At 41.0% G+C, this 19,701-nt stretch carries 22 protein-coding genes; 13 read left to right on the top strand and 9 right to left on the bottom strand.

What is annotated here, in order from left to right; genetic code table 11:
* Positions 1–21 precede the first annotated feature (21 nt).
* From ACFFRD_RS25395 to ACFFRD_RS25380, 4 genes are read right to left on the bottom strand one after another with little or no spacing between them, the layout of a single operon-like run.
* Positions 22–579, bottom strand: a complete 558-nt coding sequence (locus tag ACFFRD_RS25395; RefSeq protein ID WP_334807609.1) for a hypothetical protein — start codon at positions 577–579, stop codon at positions 22–24.
* 38 nt (positions 580–617) lie between these two features.
* Positions 618–3,917: a hypothetical protein gene (locus tag ACFFRD_RS25390; protein ID WP_392478232.1), complete on the bottom strand. Its 3,300-nt coding sequence runs from the start codon at positions 3,915–3,917 to the stop codon at positions 618–620.
* Between the two features lie 23 nt (positions 3,918–3,940).
* Entirely contained in the window at positions 3,941–4,465 is a 525-nt protein-coding gene (locus ACFFRD_RS25385; RefSeq protein WP_114082341.1) for a phage tail protein, read from the bottom strand.
* Positions 4,465–4,704: a hypothetical protein gene (locus ACFFRD_RS25380; protein ID WP_392478231.1), complete on the bottom strand. Its 240-nt coding sequence runs from the start codon at positions 4,702–4,704 to the stop codon at positions 4,465–4,467. Before ACFFRD_RS25380 ends, ACFFRD_RS25385 begins: the two co-directional genes overlap by 1 nt.
* Before the next feature lie 219 nt (positions 4,705–4,923).
* Here ACFFRD_RS25380 and ACFFRD_RS25375 point away from each other — a divergent pair, with 219 nt between their 5' ends.
* From ACFFRD_RS25375 to ACFFRD_RS25360, 4 genes are all read left to right on the top strand, one after another.
* Complete coding sequence (locus tag ACFFRD_RS25375) at positions 4,924–6,126, top strand: DUF4157 domain-containing protein (protein ID WP_392478230.1); 1,203 nt, start codon at positions 4,924–4,926, stop codon at positions 6,124–6,126.
* Between the two features lie 65 nt (positions 6,127–6,191).
* Entirely contained in the window at positions 6,192–6,443 is a 252-nt protein-coding gene (locus tag ACFFRD_RS25370) for a hypothetical protein (protein WP_392478229.1), read from the top strand.
* A gap of 137 nt (positions 6,444–6,580) precedes the next feature.
* Entirely contained in the window at positions 6,581–6,796 is a 216-nt protein-coding gene (locus ACFFRD_RS25365) for a hypothetical protein (RefSeq protein ID WP_163931141.1), read from the top strand.
* The gene (locus tag ACFFRD_RS25360) at positions 6,793–6,948 is read left to right on the top strand and encodes a hypothetical protein (RefSeq protein ID WP_392478227.1); all 156 of its coding nucleotides are present in this window, start codon (positions 6,793–6,795) and stop codon (positions 6,946–6,948) included. The genes ACFFRD_RS25365 and ACFFRD_RS25360 overlap by 4 nt, the downstream gene beginning before the upstream one ends.
* 96 nt (positions 6,949–7,044) lie before the next feature.
* Here the strand turns inward: ACFFRD_RS25360 and ACFFRD_RS25355 are convergent, their stop codons facing one another.
* The 5 genes from ACFFRD_RS25355 to ACFFRD_RS25335 form a co-directional block, all read right to left on the bottom strand.
* Positions 7,045–7,179, bottom strand: a complete 135-nt coding sequence (locus ACFFRD_RS25355; protein ID WP_392478226.1) for a hypothetical protein — start codon at positions 7,177–7,179, stop codon at positions 7,045–7,047.
* A 92-nt stretch (positions 7,180–7,271) separates the two neighbouring features.
* Positions 7,272–7,919, bottom strand: a complete 648-nt coding sequence (locus ACFFRD_RS25350; RefSeq protein WP_392478224.1) for an FHA domain-containing protein — start codon at positions 7,917–7,919, stop codon at positions 7,272–7,274.
* Positions 7,891–10,029 (bottom strand): substrate-binding domain-containing protein, encoded by a 2,139-nt coding sequence (locus tag ACFFRD_RS25345; protein ID WP_392478222.1) that lies wholly within the window; start codon positions 10,027–10,029, stop codon positions 7,891–7,893. The genes ACFFRD_RS25350 and ACFFRD_RS25345 overlap by 29 nt, the downstream gene beginning before the upstream one ends.
* A 43-nt stretch (positions 10,030–10,072) precedes the next feature.
* The gene (locus tag ACFFRD_RS25340; RefSeq protein WP_392478220.1) at positions 10,073–10,753 is read right to left on the bottom strand and encodes a response regulator; all 681 of its coding nucleotides are present in this window, start codon (positions 10,751–10,753) and stop codon (positions 10,073–10,075) included.
* 54 nt (positions 10,754–10,807) lie between these two features.
* The gene (locus tag ACFFRD_RS25335) at positions 10,808–11,929 is read right to left on the bottom strand and encodes a sensor histidine kinase (RefSeq protein ID WP_392478218.1); all 1,122 of its coding nucleotides are present in this window, start codon (positions 11,927–11,929) and stop codon (positions 10,808–10,810) included.
* Between the two features lie 321 nt (positions 11,930–12,250).
* Between ACFFRD_RS25335 and ACFFRD_RS25330 the strand changes: the two genes are divergently transcribed.
* The 9 genes from ACFFRD_RS25330 to ACFFRD_RS25290 all read left to right on the top strand — a co-directional run bounded on the left by ACFFRD_RS25330 (position 12,251) and on the right by ACFFRD_RS25290 (position 19,660).
* Positions 12,251–12,544, top strand: coding sequence for a hypothetical protein (locus tag ACFFRD_RS25330; protein ID WP_392478217.1), 294 nt, complete (start codon positions 12,251–12,253; stop codon positions 12,542–12,544).
* A gap of 86 nt (positions 12,545–12,630) precedes the next feature.
* On the top strand, positions 12,631–13,470 hold the full coding sequence (locus ACFFRD_RS25325; protein ID WP_114082347.1) for a Pvc16 family protein: 840 nt from the start codon (positions 12,631–12,633) through the stop codon (positions 13,468–13,470).
* Between the two features lie 30 nt (positions 13,471–13,500).
* Positions 13,501–15,162 (top strand): phage tail sheath C-terminal domain-containing protein, encoded by a 1,662-nt coding sequence (locus ACFFRD_RS25320; protein WP_012407859.1) that lies wholly within the window; start codon positions 13,501–13,503, stop codon positions 15,160–15,162.
* Between the two features lie 136 nt (positions 15,163–15,298).
* Positions 15,299–15,754, top strand: a complete 456-nt coding sequence (locus tag ACFFRD_RS25315; protein ID WP_114082349.1) for a phage tail protein — start codon at positions 15,299–15,301, stop codon at positions 15,752–15,754.
* Positions 15,755–15,902: 148 nt separating this feature from the next.
* On the top strand, positions 15,903–16,397 hold the full coding sequence (locus ACFFRD_RS25310; protein ID WP_041565926.1) for a phage tail protein: 495 nt from the start codon (positions 15,903–15,905) through the stop codon (positions 16,395–16,397).
* An 11-nt stretch (positions 16,398–16,408) separates the two neighbouring features.
* A complete protein-coding gene (locus tag ACFFRD_RS25305; protein ID WP_012407862.1) occupies positions 16,409–16,756 on the top strand; it encodes a hypothetical protein in 348 nt (115 codons plus the stop codon).
* Between the two features lie 389 nt (positions 16,757–17,145).
* Positions 17,146–17,529 carry a phage tail assembly protein gene (locus tag ACFFRD_RS25300; protein ID WP_190935335.1) on the top strand — a complete coding sequence of 128 codons (384 nt, stop codon included), beginning with the start codon at positions 17,146–17,148 and terminating at the stop codon, positions 17,527–17,529.
* Positions 17,472–17,675, top strand: a complete 204-nt coding sequence (locus tag ACFFRD_RS25295; protein WP_313931140.1) for a DUF6760 family protein — start codon at positions 17,472–17,474, stop codon at positions 17,673–17,675. Before ACFFRD_RS25300 ends, ACFFRD_RS25295 begins: the two co-directional genes overlap by 58 nt.
* Positions 17,672–19,660 carry an FHA domain-containing protein gene (locus tag ACFFRD_RS25290; RefSeq protein ID WP_392478214.1) on the top strand — a complete coding sequence of 663 codons (1,989 nt, stop codon included), beginning with the start codon at positions 17,672–17,674 and terminating at the stop codon, positions 19,658–19,660. Before ACFFRD_RS25295 ends, ACFFRD_RS25290 begins: the two co-directional genes overlap by 4 nt.
* Positions 19,661–19,701 lie beyond the last annotated feature (41 nt).

Here is a 19,701-nt window from a genome sequence, read left to right as displayed (position 1 = left end):
CTGAATTCTTCTTCAATTATTTTACTTGCTCAGTTTTTGACCCTTTTTATCTGTTGCACGAGCGTTGCCTTTAGAATCAGATTTACGTCCTCCAGGCAGGTTATTCTTATCTACTTCTTGCAAGGCTATATCTACCAGTGCCCTGACTGGTGTACCATCACTCAAAAACATATTTAAAGTGTATGTTAAACTCGTGATTACACAATAAAAATACTCATCTCCCCAGGTAAATATATAAACAGGTGGTCGTTTGTCAGTTGCTTTAGTGATAGTTTCTACACCTTTCTTAATGTTATCTATGTACTTTTTCATCACCGACTCTTTCGTTTCATAAGTATCATAGAGTAACTGTTTAAGGGTGAATTTGTAAGGGTCAACGCCAGAAAAGTTTACTTTCGGAAGTAGAGTGGTTCCTCTATTACCATCCTTACTTTCCCACTTAACAGTCCGAGCGAAACTAATATCTGTAGGATTAAACATCAATTCAATATCTGGAGCTTCATTGTTATAAGCTACAAGTTTGGCTTTCTCAAGTTGGGGTTTAAGCTTTTGAATAACAATAATTGCTGGACTTGCCATTTGAATAGTTCTCCTAAAATTAATTATTGAATGGAAATTTACCAAGGTAATCGACCGGAGTAACCGCCATGACGCTCTCGTTCAATTTCTATCCGTTGTCGTAATTTGTGATAAATTTCACGAGCTAGAGCTTCCAAATCAGCTGTATCATCTTTTTCATCTCCTGGAGAAGATGAGGATGCACTCTCTATGGTTTCAGTTATCGGTTGTATTTCTCTAGATATGTCGGGTGCAGTGACTTCTCCACCATTAGCAAAGCCTCTAGGTGAAGGAAGGTGTTTAGCAAAAATTTGTGGTGATTCGGAAACATGAGAAAATTCATAGTTTTGACTGTTTGATTCCTCATCGTTAAAATTAAAGCTAGAGAATTCGTCATTATTTCCATTTAGTAAATCTTCCACACTTGACCATTGAGAAGGTGTATCTGACCATTGGGAAGGTGTGTGAGTGCGGGGATTTGCTTTTCGGAAAATCAGGGGAGGCGATGAGTATTGAGGTGAAGATTCACCGACATCTATTGTTTCATTTTGAAGAGTATGAAGCTGGGGAGAATTGAGGATAGAAAGTTTCTGTTTGTTAATATTCAACCCCAAAGAAGAAGGAATTAAAGAATTGGATATCTCAGGTGAATCAGTCTCAGCGCTTTTTAGCTGTAATGAAGTGTCTGAAAAAGAATCGACTTTAGTCGGAGTCTCTGGAGAAATTGTTGCTTCTGGTTCTATGGGATTGGGTGTTTGTAAACTTGGAAGAATAATATCTTGCGGCGTTCCACCCGTGTTGATGTGATGTAGTAGGGGTAGATTCTTCTGTGCATCCCTGGTATTAATGACAAACTCCCCAGGCGTAAGCATTGCAGGTACTGTATCGGAGGGTGCTATCTGCTGGCGATTTTCAACAGGGGAGTCTGTAACATGACCACCAGTAGCATAACCTTTAGGTGCGGGCAAATTTTCTGCGATCGCATTTTGCTCAACTTTAGGTGCTGTCCTTACCTCATCTTGTGGAGAAGTTGGGTTGTCTAGAATATCTGGATTATCCCAGGTATCAGCAAAGGTTGATATTTCAGGATTTTCTGATTCTACTGTTTGTTCATTATCAATAATTTCCCTAAAAATACTTGTTTTCTGAACAATTTCAGGCGACTTGGCGCTAACTACCAATGCTTCATCAATTTCAGGTGATGTGGCGCTAACTGTTAGTATTCCAGGAATCTCAGGCGAATTGGCGTTAACTACCAATGTTTCAGTAATTTCAGGGGAAATGGCGCTAACTGTTGGTATTTCAGTAATCTCAGGCGAACTGGCGCTAACTACCAATGCTTCATCAATTTCAGGGAAAATGGCGGTAACTGTTGGTGTTTCAGTAATTTCAGAGGAAATGGCGGTAACTGTTGGTGTTTCAGTAATCTCAGGCGAATTGGCGCTAACTACCAATGCTTCATCAATTTCAGGGGAAATGGCGGTAACTGTTGGTGTTTCAGTAATCTCAGGTGATGTGGCGCTAATTGTTGGTGCTTCAGCAATTTCAGGTGCTGCTAAGATGGGTTGACTTTCTGTAAACTCGCTACCAGGATTTTGAACATTGCTATCACGTTGTAGTGAAGTCAAATTTGCTGAGATATCTGAGACATGAACCACCATCGCAGACTGTGATTCTGAAGTTACTAACTGTTCATCGCTATCAGGGTTGCTGAATAAACTAGGTGTGTCTTCAATAACTGCTGAGGTAGGTATTAACTGAACAGGCACAATATCTGGAGACTCACTCGTAACACTGGAATCAATTTCCTGACTTTTCATGGAATCTAGAAAACCTTGATCCTGAAAGGATAAAGGTTGTAAAATCTCCCCATTATCTGCTAGTAAAGGGGGCTGAGGGGTTAGATTTTGCGTTGCTTTTTCTACATTGTGTGAAAAGTCAGGATCGATTTCTTGTTGTACTTTAATAGGATTTTTTGCAAATGAAGACTCAGAATTAGACGAAGTAACATCCGTCTCTACAGTATTTTCATCATTCTCCAAAGAATGGAGTAAAGTAGGTGAATTATCAACCTCAGATGAAGTAAGTGCTGAAGATAAAGTTAAATAATTCTCAGAGACAGGATTATCTGTGACAAAATCATTTGTGCTTTTTTCTGATATTAAGTCTGCTTCATCAATAGCTGTAACTTCCTCAAGCTTAGTATTAATATTTGGTGATTCTTCTTCCTGCGATAGAGAGTTTAAGGTTGGTAAAATCTCTTTTGCTTGGATTAAATTTGTCTGACTTACGCTGCTTTTATTGTCAACTATAGACGGAACCTGATCTCTTTCAATGTCTTGTTGTGGTTGCGTTTGGCTAACTTGCATACCTGACAGATTAACTGATTCTGAGACTTCAGGTATTAGTTTTTCTTCATTATCTGTAAAGTTACTATCCGGTATAAATATTTTTTCTGTATTCCTTTTAGAAGGAATTTCTATAGACGAACTGTTGACTAATTCACTTGTGCCATCGTCTAATTCAATATTTTCTTTCGATGTTAAAGTATTTTCTATTAAAGACAAACCTGTACTAGAAAAACTAGATATTAGCTCAGAATTTTCTGACAGATCATCGGTAGCAAAATTCTCGAACAAAGTTGATTTATCTTGAAAGCTAGGTGAAGTATCTACGGTTGGAGTCCTGACAGAATTACGATCCTTTGTAGTAGTGTCTAACACAATATCTAGTTGTAAATCTGGTGTTTCCAAATTAGCCTCAATAGGCATAGACTCATCTGATATTAATAAGTTATCTTTGTTAAGATGAATATTAGTCTTATCAACAATTGGCTCAAAGTTTTTAGGACTAGATGATTTGATAGCTTTTTTAGTTCTAGATTTTGACTTTGGTTCTTTTTTTAGTGGTTTCTGAGATTTATTTGTTTTTTTCGGCTGAGATTTAGTTTTTATATTTACTTTTTGGGATGTGCCATTACTCGTATCTGTCTCGGTGGGAGTTGGCATTATCTTTGGAATACTATTTTTTACTGATTCATTGCTATTGTCTAATGCAGCTATTGAATCAGAAGCATCAAATTCAATCAACGGAACTTCACTAAAATCACTATTTATATCCTGAGTATCCCAACTATCCCAACCTATTAATGGTTCAATCGATGGTTCATACTGACGAGACAAGAAAAATTTAGAGGATTTGACTAATGGTGGTTTAGTTTGGATTGTACTGATAAAATTATTTCGTGAATGCAAAGAATGAGATTCTTTTCTCAATATTATTCCCTGAGAATTATATAAAGATGATATTACCCCAAGGGGATGAATATTGTTTCCTAGTGAAGATTGAATAATTTGCATAGTGATAGTTTAAGAGTAGCCAATTAGCTAGAAACGAAATATCCTGATTTTTGATCTCGTTGTACAGAAGAGCCTCCTCCTGTAGACCTTGCAACTTGTAAACCTTCATAAGCTAAAGTTAATTCTTCAATCGCAACTGCCTTCCCATCTGCTTGAAGTGCTGGTGTTTTCCAGGTTATAGGAATAGCACCAATCAAAGTCCAACTCATCATCGTTTCACCGGCTTGATTAAAAATCAGAATATTGACATTGCGTCGAGATGTTTTCTTTTTTTCATCAAAAACTGCATTCATCCAATTCCAAAAACCTGGATGATCGGTAAATCCTCGTTTAAGAGTTATGTCTGCAAATTCTGTATGACCTAAATAAATTCTTTGCTGGTCGTTAACACCACCTTCCTGAAAAACATTTTTCTTAATTTGAACACTTAATCCTGAACATTCAGCGAAAGATGCAGCAATAGAACTATCTATCTCTACGTAGAACCGATTAGTAGTGACATAATTTAATTCGTGAGTAATGTTGCCATTGTTAGCGCCTGTAGCCATCACAACCACCTTTGAGAATCATAACTACCTATTCTTTCGCGCTGCGATCGCAAATCTTCTAGCATAAGTTTATACACGCGTTCTGTAAGCTGGTTCATCAGCCGTGAATCGTTGAGGTATTTACCCGCAGCAATAGCTGCCTTGCTAGCATCAGATGCCACCGAAGCCCCGGCGTATCCAGCAGTACCGCCAACATCTCCATCGAACGTGAAAAAACTTTGTTGCTGTTTTGAGTCCATAAATAAAAAAACTCTCCCTAAATCCAGGCTAAAGGTACTGCATCAGAATCAAAAGTAGCCAAAAGTCGAACTTAGTAGGGGCGCAAGTCCTTGCACCCCTACGTTCGCTGAAAATCCCTTACCTTAGAGGAATTGTGTTACAAGTGCGATCGCTGTAATATCGATGTAAGTAACAGCGTATTATTCATCTAACTACTGCTTGGGAAACAGGAGAAGAAAATGAGAGAACACGTCAGCCGGCAGAAGAAAACTACTACAGACTTCTCAATTCCATCCCTGAAACACCCTACACCCCGCTTTGGTTTGGAGTCGTCGGCAATTTCACGCCAAGCTGTTCCTGAAATACAACCACTTAATCAGCCACTTACTCACGATATCAGCCGCATACCACTGCGTAGCCAAGCAAAACTCTCAATTAGCCAGCCTGGAGACATTTACGAACAGGAAGCTGATAGCGTAGCACAACAGGTAATGCAAAGAATGGCACAACCTGGAAATCGTCAGTCTATCCAACGAGAAGCAGTGCCGCAGGAAGAAGAAGAATTGCAGATGAAACCTCTGGCAAATTCCATCACGCCTTTGGTGCAACGAGAAGCATTGCCAGAGGATGAGGAAGAATTGCAGATGAAATCTCTGGACAATCGCACACTGCAAAGAGAAGCATTGCCAGAGGATGAAGAAGAATTACAGATGAAGTCTCTGGACAATCGCACATTGCAACGAGAAGCATTGCCAGAGGATGAGGAAGAATTACAGATGAAGCCGAGTCAGGGTGAGGCTGGGATGGCTGCTGCGCCTGACCTAGAAGCGTCCATTAACCAAGCGCGGGGGGGTGGACAGGCGATCGCAGACAACATCCGCGAACCGATGGAACAGGCGTTTGGCGCAGATTTCAGTGGGGTGAAGGTTCACACCGATGGTCAATCTGACCAGTTGAATCAGTCAATTCAGGCGCGTGCTTTCACAACGGGACAGGATGTGTTCTTTCGGCAGGGGGAATACAACCCTGGGAGTCGCGGTGGTCAGGAGTTGTTGGCGCATGAGTTGACCCATGTTGTACAGCAGAATGAGAATCACTTGTCAAAAAGCTCTCTCCCACATACATTCAATATATCCTCAATATCACAGTCAACTATACAGGGTGTTTTTTCTAGTCCGTCTTCCTTAACCAGTCACTTCAATAAGCACGTAACGATTCAGAACGACGCAGGGGGTGCTTACGCAGACAAAACAGCCTACGAGGCTGCCGCTGATGCGATAGTAGCTGATTCAAGCTCACTTAAAAAAACTCGGGCCGCAGGAGGGATGTACTGTCTTAATACAACGACAGGCCAGTTCGTGGCAACAAATGCATCTGGTAAAGTTTTAACAATGTTTGTTCCTAGCAGCAATCCATTAAATTACTTTACAGCGCAGACATAACATAGCCATATATGCCCATGTACTAGGAAACACTAAGCCAATACACAAAGAGGAAAAGATTTAAAATGTACCAATGCCCTGTATGTGGTTACAAAGGACTAGAAGCACCACCTTATGAGTCGTCCGGCTCACCATCATTTGAAATATGTCCATCTTGTGGAACCGAGTTTGGTTATGATGATTCTGAAACCGATCATACTACTTTGCGTAATACATGGATACAATCAGGTGCTAAGTGGTGGGATTCATCTACTCCACCTCCTCCAAATTGGAATCCTTATGAACAGTTGAAAGCAGCAGGACTAGGCGGACAATGAGCAGTGCGATCGCCTGATATAGTAAGTGCGCGAACGTTGCAGTGCTGCAAACAGATCCGCCCGCAGATTGGGTTGAGGGAACGAAAACCAACCAATAAAGATAAAATAGTTTTCAAACTCAAATCACCTTGAGGGCTATGAAAACATCAGCACTTCAGCAAGCCATTGAATCAGTAGAAAGTTTACCCATAGAAGATCAAGAAATCTTGCTGGATATCCTGCAAAAACGATTACAAGAACGGCGACGAACTAACTTATACCAAGAAGTTAGCGAAATTAAACAAGAATTTGCCGAAGGAAACGTAAAATTTGGCTCAGTAGATCAATTCTTAGCAGAATTAGATCAACCATGAAAATCGGTTGGACACCCAAATCTCTTCGTGCTTTTAAACGTCTAATCCGTAAAAACCCGAATCTTAGATCGCTGATTGAACATCACCCATTCATCGAGATCCTTTTGACAGAATTATTATCGCCACAGCCATTGAACATCAAGCGAAATTAGCCAGCATTGATGGGTTTTTCCGTCAATATCCAGAATTAGCAACTTTGTTAATGATTTAGAGTGCGTAGTGCGATTGCTGCTCTTGTAGTGACTGTCTTAATAGTCTTGTGATCGCTCGTGTATGAAACTTAATTTAGTGCGATCGCGTTCTCCATTCTGACTCAAAATGCGATCGCTCAAATAGGAGGGTTGATCGAATGCGATTTTCTTATCTTCCAATTTTATGGTCACTCTCGCCAAAACTGAAGGGTAGTTGATCGATCAACTACCCCACAAAATTTTGACACCTTTTTGCAACCCTAGTGCATTAGAGAGCAGTTTTACTACACAATATACACCGTAAAATTAACTAGATTATCCTGACCAAATCGCAATACATCGCCATTAAGCAGGCGATATTGCATACCAGGAGTGAGAGGATTGTTGTTTAAATAAATACCATTTGTACTCATATCAACAATCATGTATGCATTTTGCGACCAGTCCCAATCGACTCGCGCATGACGACGAGAGACTATTCCCTCACTGGGAATGCCGGTCAAATCAATTTCTGGCGGCGCTATTCCTGGACTTTGACTGCGGCGACCAATATAACCTCCTTCCCCAACGAGGTGAAATTCTCTGCCAGTAGTATGAATCAGCTTTAAGGCTGGCGCTCTTTGAGGCGGAGGGACATAAGCAGGCGGTGTTGGTTGATAAGAAACTCGTGGCTGATAGACTGTTGAATAATCAACGGGGGGTTGTTGGGGAGGTTGGTAATTAGGTTGCTCTGTAGGCGGTCGTTGATACTGAGCAGGTGGTGGTTGACTAGGTTGTTGCTGAATAGGCGGTGGTTGACTAGGCGGTTGTTGTGGTGTTGAGGAAACTACATTACCCACAGGAGTGGAACACCAGGGACAAACCTTAGCATTGTTAGGCAGGGCGCGGTTAAAATATTCGCAACTAGGATTGGGGCACCGATTTGCAGGCATAGGAATTTATATCATCAGGCATAGGTTGTAAAGCTACGAGACCTACTTTACTAAGTAAACACTGACCCTGACGAGTGGTTAGCATCTGGGCAAATGTAGAACCACCAGGCAGGCGACTGGTGTCTTTAGGGTACACTACAAAAATAGGGTATCCCAAGGGGTAGCTTTGGAATGTTGTGACATCAACATAATAATCATCATGTTGACACAAGTCATCTGAGGGATTAATTGAGCGGCGATCGCGCCGTTGAAACAGAGGTTGAATCGCTGATTTTTTGCCATCTGCGATCGCTAGCGGATAACCAGTACACTGACTCGAAGTTTTACTGATAATGCCAAAACTGATAATACCAGTAGTTCGCCCATCTAGAGTCTCGCTGCGTATCTGATTTTGGGTTTTTGTTGTATCCAGCTTAGTAACATTTGCTGCAAATAAAGCTTCGTCTTGAGGGACGTTTTTGAGAACTATTTCTTGAAATTTACTGATTGCTTCCGGTTCTGTTGGGGCAAAAGGTTTCACAGATAGATTTGGAAGTTTGGGGCTAATTTGTTGCCAATTGGTAATTTTACCTGTGTAAATTTGACGCAATTGCTCAAGACTTATTTGCCCTCCAAGAGCATTAGCAAGATTTGAATCTCTCTTATTAAATGCTACAAAAACAATTAATCCATCATAAGCAACTTGTTTTTTAGAAAGTTTATCTGTGATGTTCTCTACTAAACTAGTAATTGCAAAATCTTTTTTGTTTGTTTCAACTTCTTCGATACTTTTAATCGGATTATTTACGTTTGATGACAAAACAGGCTCATAGTTAAATGTTGCTGTCGCATCTGGCTTTGGTCTGGTCAATAACTCTCCTAAACGACTATTTTCTACTGATTGCGTTAAAACATAACTCCACGTACTGTCCTTTTCTCCTGTGTAAGTAAATTGTCCGGCAGGAACATTAGGGACTTCGGAGAAATTTCGCACAAGTCTAGACCATAATATATATTGATTAGGACTATCTGTTTTCTTGCCCAAAAACCAATACAAAATTCCTCCGCCGAGTAGTAATAAAGCCAGAATTCCTATCAGGATTAAAGGCATTGGTAAACGCTTTTCTATTACTTGAGAACCTGACGATGACACTGAACTTTTGCCACGATCTTCTTTGGGAAGTTGCAGCAGTGCTTGACGAGCCGTTTCCGCATTTTCGAAAGGAGTTTCTAGACCAATCAGGCGATAAATAAACTGCTTTAAATGGCTATCGGTATCCGGCCATTGTTGATTATCTCTAGGATCGAGAGGCTGGTTGGATAAAAAATTAGTTGTCCGTCCTGCCCATAAATAAAAGGCTAGCAATCCTAATGATTCTAAATCTTGCTCAGGTCTGGCGGGCGCGGGTTGAGGAATAATAGGTGGAATAAATAAGTTTTCCCAGGTTGCTAAATCACAAAAGTATATAGAGAATTTTTGATTATTTTCTAGTTTAATTAAAGTACTATCTAAATTGATATTGCCGTGAGTTATACCTAGTTGTACTTGATTTGAGGGAAAACGCAGCTTTTGGGTGTGGAGAAACTGGAGAGTTTGTAAACTTTGATTTAATACTTCCCGCACATCAATAGATGTCATCGCTCCTTTTTCTATGAGATATTTCCCTAAAGTTTGGGATGATTCGATTCCTTGAGTGATTAGATAGCAGCGTTCTCCTTTTTCATCTGCGATCGCTTCTTTAGTTTCGACAAGACGAAAGTTTTGAATTCGACTATCGGCTAAACTTACCCCACCCACCCGTTTGAAAGTCTCTTTGCGTTTCAGAGTCTCGCTTTCATTAAAACAACGATTGGGTAGTAGGTATTCTTTGATGATGACAGGCTGTTTATCTTTAAGTTGAACACCTGAGTATAAGCGGCCTAAACCCCGTACACCAATAAAACTAGCTATTTGATAAGTTCCCTGACTTCCTTTAATCTCAGCCTCCTGTGGTAAAGTTGCTGGAAAACCACATTCCAAGCAAAACTTAGCCCCCTTGATTTGCTGCGCGGTTTGGAAAGGGCGATCGCAACTTAAGGGAGAATTATACGAGCAGGGGTATTCTTGATAAAAAGATTCAAATGAAGGCATATACAAAAAGTTTCGTGAATTGCGCCGATTACTTTCGTTGCGCTCAAGCGTGAACTAATCCTAACTTGAGGGCAGCCACAATAGCTTGAGTCCGACTAGTAACCTTCAATTTTTCAAAAATACTGGTGAGATGCGCCTTAACAGTAGCAACTGTTACATATAAATGTTTAGCGATTTCTTCATTAGAAGCACCTTGAGTTAACCAGTATAAAACTTCCTGCTCTCTTTCGGTTAAATGCACCTCATGACATGCTTTCAGGCAAGAGTCTGAATAAGCCTGAAAAAACCGGAAAAATCGACTAGCAACTTCTGAAGGTAGATAAATTTCCGCTCTTGTAACAGTGTCAATAGCCTCACACAATTGTGTTGCCACACGATTTTTAAACACATAACCTGCGGCTCCCGCCTGCATTGCTCTAAAAATCCAGTCGTCTTCTTGATGAGCCGACAATACTAAAACTTTGCCAGTGTAAGCAGTTTCCTTAAGACGTGCCAGAACTGTAATCCCATCACATCCTTTCAATTGCATATCCAGCAAAATTAAATCTGGACACTTCTGGGCTGTAAACTTTAAAACCTGCTCTACAGAATCTGCATCACCTATAACTTCTACAGGTAATGCAGAATTAATACTATAAAAATTCAAGAGAGTACGTAATCCTTGGCGGAAGCGTTCTTCATCATCTACCAGCAAAACCGAAAGTTTCTTATTATCATTAGCCATCTTTTTAATTACAAATTACGTTACCTACGTAGGAACATCATTACTAATTGCGAATTAATTCCCGCTCCTTGGTCGAGGCAAAATTACAGAAAATTGCGCTCCACTTTCTGATAAGGCTTGTGCCCAGATACTTCCTTGATGATCCAAAATAATTTTCTTAGCAATAGTTAAGCCTAGTCCTGTACCTCCTCTGCGCCGGGAATAAAATGGGGTAAATACTTTTTGTAAATCTTCTTGTGATAATCCTGGGCCTTGATCTGAAATTTTAATTAAAACTTCATCTTGAAAAACTTGCCAGCTACAGGTAATAGTTCCTGAGTTAGGACTGAAATGGACGGCATTACTGAGGATATTATCAAATACTTGTTTCATTTGTAATTTGTCTATCTTCAGTATTGTCGATGTATCTGGAATCAATATTTTAAGTTGTTTCTCATTAATTAGAGGTTGTAAATTTTTGATGCTTTCAAGAACTAAACTTCTTAAATCTTGAAGTTTTACCCTCAATTTTGCACTTTGTCCACAATCAATAAGCTCATTTAAATTAGTATCTAAATCTTGTATACTTTCGCCAATGATTGTTGCTTGCTCTTGCCAATGGCTATCCTCTAAACCTAAGCATAAGTTATGTGCATACAATCCTATAAGTCCTAGAGAGTTACGCAATTGATGTCCTATTCGATGCAAGATATCTTCCAGGAGCTGAATTTCAGTTTTTTGTCTTCCATAGTCCAAGTAAATATCTGCATACTTACTCAGCAGCATAGCAGAGCGTTTTACATATAATTGCAAGCTCTCTGACAGAGGCTTATGAGTAATGATTTGAATGTATTCAGGTTTTTGATTTTTATATCCTATAGGGCAAATGTAAGAAATGGAAGAAAAATCCTTCAATCTAAATTCATGCAAAGTCAAAGCAGGCGGAAAATCTGTCAGCCATGCTTCAGAGCGCAAATAAGCTAAAGTTTTATGGGAAAAAGGAGCTTGGTCTTGACCATAATTTATAACTTCCTGATGATTTTTCAGCAAGTAATCATGATAGACAATCCGAGCGAAAAAAATTGGATATTGACTAGTTAACTGTTCAGACTCTAACTGACAATAGCTCTGAATATCTGAGGAATTCAAATAATTCGAGCCATTCTCCAGTTTTTGTACATAAAAGCCTAGTGTCATAGCTTCACTCGCTTTTTGCAACCAAATGTTTTTATTCGTTCTGCTGACCAGTATAAAATTATGCAGTCTCAGTAATGTTTATTTTTTTATTAAGTTATCTTCTTAGATAATTAATACAAAGAATTATTAAGTTTGCGTTTATATATATTTACCATTTTTCTAAGTATATATAGGTACGTAGAGCATTTTTTTATTACAACGCATAAATTTTGTGGTGTGGTCATCTCGCCACTTCTATTAAGAACTGCTCCAGACTAATCTACAAATTGAAGTTACTGCTTTTCGGATTTTTGAAAATCTCATATCTTCCAGCCCACTCAAATGGTGAGCAGGGGGCAGGGGAGCAAGGGAGAATGGCACCAAGAAAAGCTGGAACCTCCTTGCCGGCAGGGTGTGGGAGGTGTGGGAGGATGGGGAAGAAGTCTTACCCCCCACACTCCCCACACTCAAAAAGCAAGTTATATCAGGGCTTTGCGATTAACAAGCGTGCCATTCGGAGCAGGGGGAGAATTCGTAACTCCTAACTCTTCACGGGCTAAACCTGAGCTATCCGCTAACGGAACTGTTTTGCCCAATCCCCAATTCCCAATTCCCAATTCCCAATCCCCAATCTAAAAATATCGACAAAAGTCTAATTACCTTTAGAAGGCTGATACATATACTGTAGATGCATCTGGATTAGCTACCAGCAGAACACCTTCATGCTTATCTTCGTTCTTCAAACTTTAGCCGAAATTCTAGCTGGAGGAACCTCACTTACCAGTACAGAGCAAATTGACTTTAGCCATCCTGGTAATCGAAGGGAAGAGGGAGCAGGCCCGACTCTCAATTTATACATTTTTGATATACGTGAGAGTAAGCAGGTACAACATTCTGGTAGGCAAGTTGAACGCAAGCTAACACGCGCTCTACAACCTGCCACTGTAAATTGGGCACCCGCTTGGTTTGATGTTTCACTGCTATTAACAGCCTGGGATAGAACAGCTTTAGGGGAGCATCACTTTATCAGTGAGGCGTTGGCTGTGCTGTTGCGCCATCGCACCTTGGAAGAGGAGTTTTTGGTTCCTGAATTACGGGGCTATGGTAATTTGAACATGACAGTTGCTCTAGAGCCGCCAATTGAAATTGGCTCTTTATGGAGCGCTCTCAATGTGCCATTGCGTTCAGCCTTATATTTGACAGTTACAATTCCCTTCGAGCCACAACCTACGCCAGTACCTTTGGTTTGGGAGCGAATTTTCAATTTACGAAATCAATTGTCTCGTGATAGTGACAGTCTAGTATTAACCAGGCGAGTTGCGATCGCGGGTATTGTCAAAAGTGCGGTGACAAATCTGCCGTTGGTAGCGACAGAAGTAGCTGTGAGGGGAACTGAAAAGTCCATATCAACTACTAAAGAAGGGCTGTTCTTCTTTGAAGACCTTCATTTAGGTAATTATGTTTTGACTCTGAATCATCCTGGCTATTTACCCCAAAACGTCAATGCATTGGTAGATAACCAAAGTAATACTTTCAAAGAAATATTTCTAACTCCTGAATAATTAGATTTTTACTGACTTGGAGAAACTTTCATGGCTAGACTTGATTACTTTGCTCCTGGTGTCTACATCGAAGAAATTGACCGGGGTAGCCGACCAATTGAAGGTGTTAGCACAGCAGTTGCCGGATTTGTAGGTTTTACAGAAGATGTTCGCGGTGGGGCTGAGTTATACAAGCCCATGCTAGTAACTACTTGGACGCAATATTTAAACTACTTTGCCCGTCCCAACTCTGACGGCTTCACCGACTTCAACGCCTATTTACCTTTTTCAGTCTACGGCTACTTTATGAATGGTGGCGGTCGTTGCTGGGTAACAAGCATTGGGACTCAGTTACCAGGCGCACCCAGACCCGCAACTCCAGAACCGGCTACCCTCAGAATCAACTCTAGAGGTAATCGTCCAGCCCTGCGCTTTACTTTGCGTCCTGAGCAAGCATCAGGCGGATTAGTAAATCTTGTAATTATTGATGGTTCACCCCGCGCCCTACCAGAAGGTACTGAAGGAGAAGCGCCTCCAAATACAGGTGAATATTTCACCATCCAAATTCGTCGGGGAGATGAACTTTTAGAGCAATATGAAAACTTGACAATGAACCGCGAGCCAGCTGCTCAGATAGCGACTTATGCGTTAGCGGCATTGAGAAATTCGATGTATGTCAGTGTAGAAGACATAACTCAAAGTGGACAGCCTCTAGCTCGTCGTCCTGTTAATGGTCAATATGAACTAGCGCCACCCATTGTTGCCGCCCCACCCGATAGATTTTCACAAAATTTAGAAGGGGTTCGAGACGATCGCACCGGGGTACGCGGTATCTTTGAAGTTGACGAAATCACAATGCTGGCTTGTCCTGATGTGATGCGGGCTTATCAAGAACAGATACTTAATTTAGATCAAGTCCACGGCATCATCGAACTGATGATTAGTATGTGTGAGGGTTCTGCCAGTGGCGATATTCCCAACCCCCCCAACCGCATGGTTGTACTTGATGCTCCACCAGATGCCGTCAAACCTCAACAAGTAGTGGAGTGGTTGAATAGATTTAACCGTCGTTCGATGTTTGCGGCCCTTTATTATCCTTGGATTAAAGTACCCAATCCACGCGATCGCGGTAATCCAATTTTAGTACCTCCTTGCGGTCATGTGATGGGTGTTTGGGCCCGCACCGACGAAACCAGAGGAGTTTACAAAGCGCCTGCAAATGAAGTTCCTAGAGGCGTAATTGGTTTGGGCTATGAAACAAACTTCCGCGAACAAGAACTATTAAACCCCTTGGGAATAAACTGCATTCGCAGCTTCCCCAACCGAGGTATCCGCATTTGGGGCGCACGCACTTTAGTTGAGCCAGATAAAACAGAGTGGCGTTACATCAGTGTGCGTCGGTTAATTAGCTATATCGAAAAATCCCTAGAACTAGGGACTCAGTGGGTAGTTTTTGAACCGAACGACCAAGATTTATGGGCACGTGTCACCCGTACTGTGAGCAACTTTTTAGAGCGTATCTGGCGTGAAGGTGCTTTATTTGGGGCATCTCCAGCCCAAGCATTTTATGTCAAATGTGACGAAGAATTGAACCCACCAGAAACCAGAATTTTAGGACGTTTATATATTGAAGTCGGTGTTTGCCCAGTCAGACCGGCTGAATTTGTTGTCTTCCGCATCAGCCAATGGAATGGCATTGAAGACAGCGAATAGGGCATTGAAATTAGGGGACAGGTGACAGGTGACAGGGAATAATCTGTACCCTTTAACCTGTAACCTATTCCCCTCTTCACTCCTAATTCCCCATTCCCCATTCCCAAATTAACCACACACAAAGGAGTCTAAAAGTATGGCAGGCGAATTTTTAACCTCTTGTAAGTTTTACTTCGAGGCTGATGGAATTACTGATAAGTTCATCAAAGAAATTAGTGGCTTAGGCGTTGAGAATACTCCAGCACAAGAAGTTCACGGTTCATCTAAAGGCGCTAAACTAATGCGTCAAGCTACACCAACTGTTGTTAAATTTACTAACATCACAGTAAAAGTCATCGCCACTGATGATATAGACCTTTATACTTGGTATCAAAAGTGTAACGAAGACATGGGTGATCCTCGTCAGTGGGCACAGAATCGTAAAACTGGTTCAGTGGTCGCTTATGACCAACAAGGCTCAGAAAAAGCACGCTGGAACATTGTCAATTGTTATCCCTGTAAATACACCGGGCCTACCTTAACAGCCTCTGGTGGTGATATGGCAAATGAAACAGTTGAATTGGTTCACGAAGGAATTAAACGAATCAAATAATTAGGGACTTCCAAATTAAAAAACATCCAAAAATCTCATACAACAATCCTCTCTCTTCTCCATCTCTCCGTGCTCTCTGCGCCTCTGTGGTTCGTTTTTTTGGATAATTTATTTCTTGGAAATCCCTTAGCATTTGCAGTAATTAACAGTGGTACAATCCGCAAGCCGAATTCCAGAAGTTCTTACGGCCCATCGGTTCTATTTAGAACTGACACTAGAAGGTCAAAACGATGCCAATTGCTTCTTTTTGGAGTGTCAAGGCTTCAAAAGAACCCAAGAGGTAATTGAAATTTCTGAAGTTACTTCTCAAACCTGGGGTAAAAAAGGGCAATCAAAAGGTCAGGTGGTGAGAACTAAGCTTCCTAGCAATCCTAAGAGTGGTAATCTCACTCTGCGTAGAGGTACTACCAACTCTATGGATTTTTGGAAGTGGTTTGAAAAAGTCGAAAAGGGTAATTGGTCTGAGCAACGTAGACTTGTTGCTTTGTCTATTTATAATCAGGCAAATCAAGAAATAGCTAGATTTGAATTAGCTGGTGCTTGGCCTGCAAGTTACAAAATTGCCGATGTTAACGCCCGCAGCCATGACATCGAAATTGAGGAAGTGGAGGTTGCTTTTGAGGAATTTAAACGTGTGAAGTAATTAGGAGAAGTATGTTTCCCACAGAGTTTGAATTTACATTGCCAAAGGGGTATCTAGACTCTGAAGGCAACCTCCACCGCAAAGGTGTAATGCGGTTATCAACGGCGATAGACGAGATTGCACCCTTGCGTGACCCACGTGTTAAAGCGAATCCCGTTTATGCCACAATTATTATCTTGTCACGAGTGATTACTCACTTGGGTGCTTTATCAGAAGTTACTCCTGCAATAGTAGAAAACTTTTTTGCCCAAGATTTAAATTATCTCCAAGATTTTTATCGGCGAATTAATGGCTTGGAAGGTGAAACTTCCATACCAGAAGATACAATAAACTCCCCCGAAGCACTTATTCATAATTGAATTGGGCATGGGGCATTGGGCATGGGCGTGGGAGCAGAAAGCAAAGACTCATTAACGGAGTTCAAAGCTTCATTAACGGAGTTTAAAGACTCATTAATGGAGTTCAAAGCCTCATTAATGGAGTTCAAAGACTCATTAACGGAGTTCAAAGACTCATTAACGGAGTTCAAAGACTCATTAATGGAGTTCAAAGCCTCATTAACGGAGTTCAAAGCCTCATTAACGGAGTTCAAAGCCTCATTAATGAAGTTCAAAGCCTCATTAATGGAGTTCAAAGACTCATTAATGGAGTTCAAAGCCTCATTCACGAGTATTGAAAATCTTATCCCCTATTCTCTAATTCCCAATGCCCAATTCCCAATTCCCAATTCCCAATCCCCAAATGAATTATGCGCCGTAAAAAGGATACTCTCTGCACAGAATTTGCCTTCACTCTTCCTAGAGGGTTGAGTGATAGTGAACACCGAATACATCGTCATGGGGTGATGCGTTTAGCCACCGCTAAAGATGAAATTTTGGTGCAACAAGAGCGCAGAGTTCAGGAAAATCCAGCTTACGGTGTTTTGGTGATGCTTGCACGGGTTATTACTCGCTTGGGCAGTCTTAACTCTGTTAGCCCTGATTTACTCGAAGAACTTCTTCTACATGACATTGCCTATCTCCGAGAATTTTATAATCGAATCAATCAGCAAGGCGATGTACATATTCCGACACAATGTCCCCACTGCAATACTCAATTTTCAGTGGAGCTAGAACTAGCGGGGGAGTCGTAAGCTACCCCTCCGATACTTTATATGAGGAGGTAGCTTTTATTGCTTATCATTTCCACTGGTCACAAGATGATATTTTAAATTTAGAACATACTACCCGTCAGCGCTGGGTAGCAGAAATCAATAAAATTAACCAAAAATTAATATGAAAGTAAAAGTTAGCTACTCACCAAATCTAAGTGAAGTCAATGAAGTTGACCTGACCACAGAAACTCCAACGAGAGGAGAATGGTTAATAGGTCGTTCTCCTGATTCTGATTTAGTCTTAGACAGTCCTGATATTAGTCGGGTACATGCTAAGTTTTTTGTTAAAGCTGGAAATTACTACTTCTCTGACCTTGGCAGTAGAAATGGCTCAATATTTAATGGAAAACAAGCCGAAAAAGATCGACCATATTCTTTGAGTGATGGAGATATTATCAGGATTGCAGATTACGTTCTGATCTTAGAAGCAGTTGCTCCCGCTTATGAGCAACCAGAGACAGTCTTTAGAATTATAGACCCTTCACTGTTTTCCCGGCCGCGATCGCCTGAAAATGTCAGCGCACCCAATGTCGTTAATCCAGCCCCAGAAGTAGTTAGCGAAGTTCCAACGCCTATTACTCCAGAAGTAGAAACACCTTCTCCAGAAGTCAGCGAAATCCCCGAAGTTGTTGCTACTCAACCCGATGATGTCATTCCGGTTGTTGAGATAATCGCCCCAGAAAACATCATTCAGTCACCAGAAGCAGTTAGCGAAGTTCCACACAATGTCCATGATGAGATTGGAGATTTGCAAGCGTTAGTTGCGCCAGAATTCAGTGCAGATGTTGAGGAAGTAGAGATTCCAGAAGTTAGCGAAAATGGTGAGGAAGTTTCTTTTACTGTAGCTGATGATGCGATCGCAGTACCTGAAAATATCATCGAAACTTCTGAAGAGGAAATTACACTTCCAGAACTCACTGACGATGAGGTTACAGACTTTCAAACAGCACTGGCGACAGAATCTACTTTCGTGCAACGGCGTGATATAGAAGGAACCTCCCCAGAAGATGCAGAGTTAGAAGCAGCACTAGAAGCAGAAGTCACCTTCGTACAGCCACGTGATATTTTCCACCAAGTTCCCGAAACAACCTCCCCAGAAGATGCAGAGTTAGAGGCGGCGCTGGAAGCAGAAGTCACCTTTGTGCAGCCGCGTGATATTTTCGGCGAAGTGTCTGATGAAGAAAGTACCGTTCTGGAAGTTACTCATAATGAAAATCAAGTAGTAGATTTAGATACACCAGTCGCAGAAGAAGTCAGTTTAGAATTTGGCGAATTTGTCAATGAAGTTACAGAAGAAGAGGAGATTCAGCCGCAAGAAACATTGAGCCAACCTACACAAGATATCAATGATGAATTAGCAGATTTAGATATTTTATTTACGACAGAAGACAGCACAAATATTGACGAAGTAGAACCTAGTTTTGCTGTTGATGAAACAGGAGGTGAAGTTTCTGAAGCATTGACGGAGCCTGATAATATCGTTGCAGAAGTTTCTAGCAATCAATACATTGATTTGAATAATACAACTACAGAAGAAGCCAGCGTAAATGTTGATGATGTTGTTCTAGTAAGTGAAGTTTCTGAATTAGCTGATATTCAATCTTTGGAAACAACAGAAAGCGAAGTTCCTGAGAGTATCAGTCAAACTATTGAAGAGGTTCCTGAAGTAGAAGAGACTCAATTTGATGAAACTCCAGAAGAAATAAATGTAAGTGAGCCTCCGCAAGTGATTATTGAAAGAAACATAGTACTCATCGCTCACGAGAGCAAGAAATCAGAACTTGCTGAATTTGTTTCTCAACATCAGGAATTTTTCTCACAGAGCTTTACAATTACCTGGCCATCTGTTGGCGAAGTCTTACATCAACAAGCAGGAATAACTATTAGTCAGCAAACCCCCGCACCAATTTCTGGGGGATATCAAACAATTGCTTCATTAGTTGGAGCCGGAGAAATTTTAGCAGTTATTTTCCTGAGAGATTTGCTGCAACCTCAGCCTGGTCAGGCAAATGAAGAAGCACTGCTTAGATTATGCACTATTAATCAAGTTTTGCTGGCAACTAATTTGCCAACAGCAGAAGCGATCGTGCATTATCTTAAACATATATAGCCCTACTTAATCATTCGTGATTAACAAGATCCCCGACTTCT

Source organism: Nostoc sp. C110 (assembly GCF_043099725.1).
GTDB lineage: Bacteria > Cyanobacteriota > Cyanobacteriia > Cyanobacteriales > Nostocaceae > Nostoc > Nostoc muscorum_A.
Note: the sequence above shows the minus strand (reverse complement) of the source record. Positions and strands in the feature narration are given on the sequence as shown.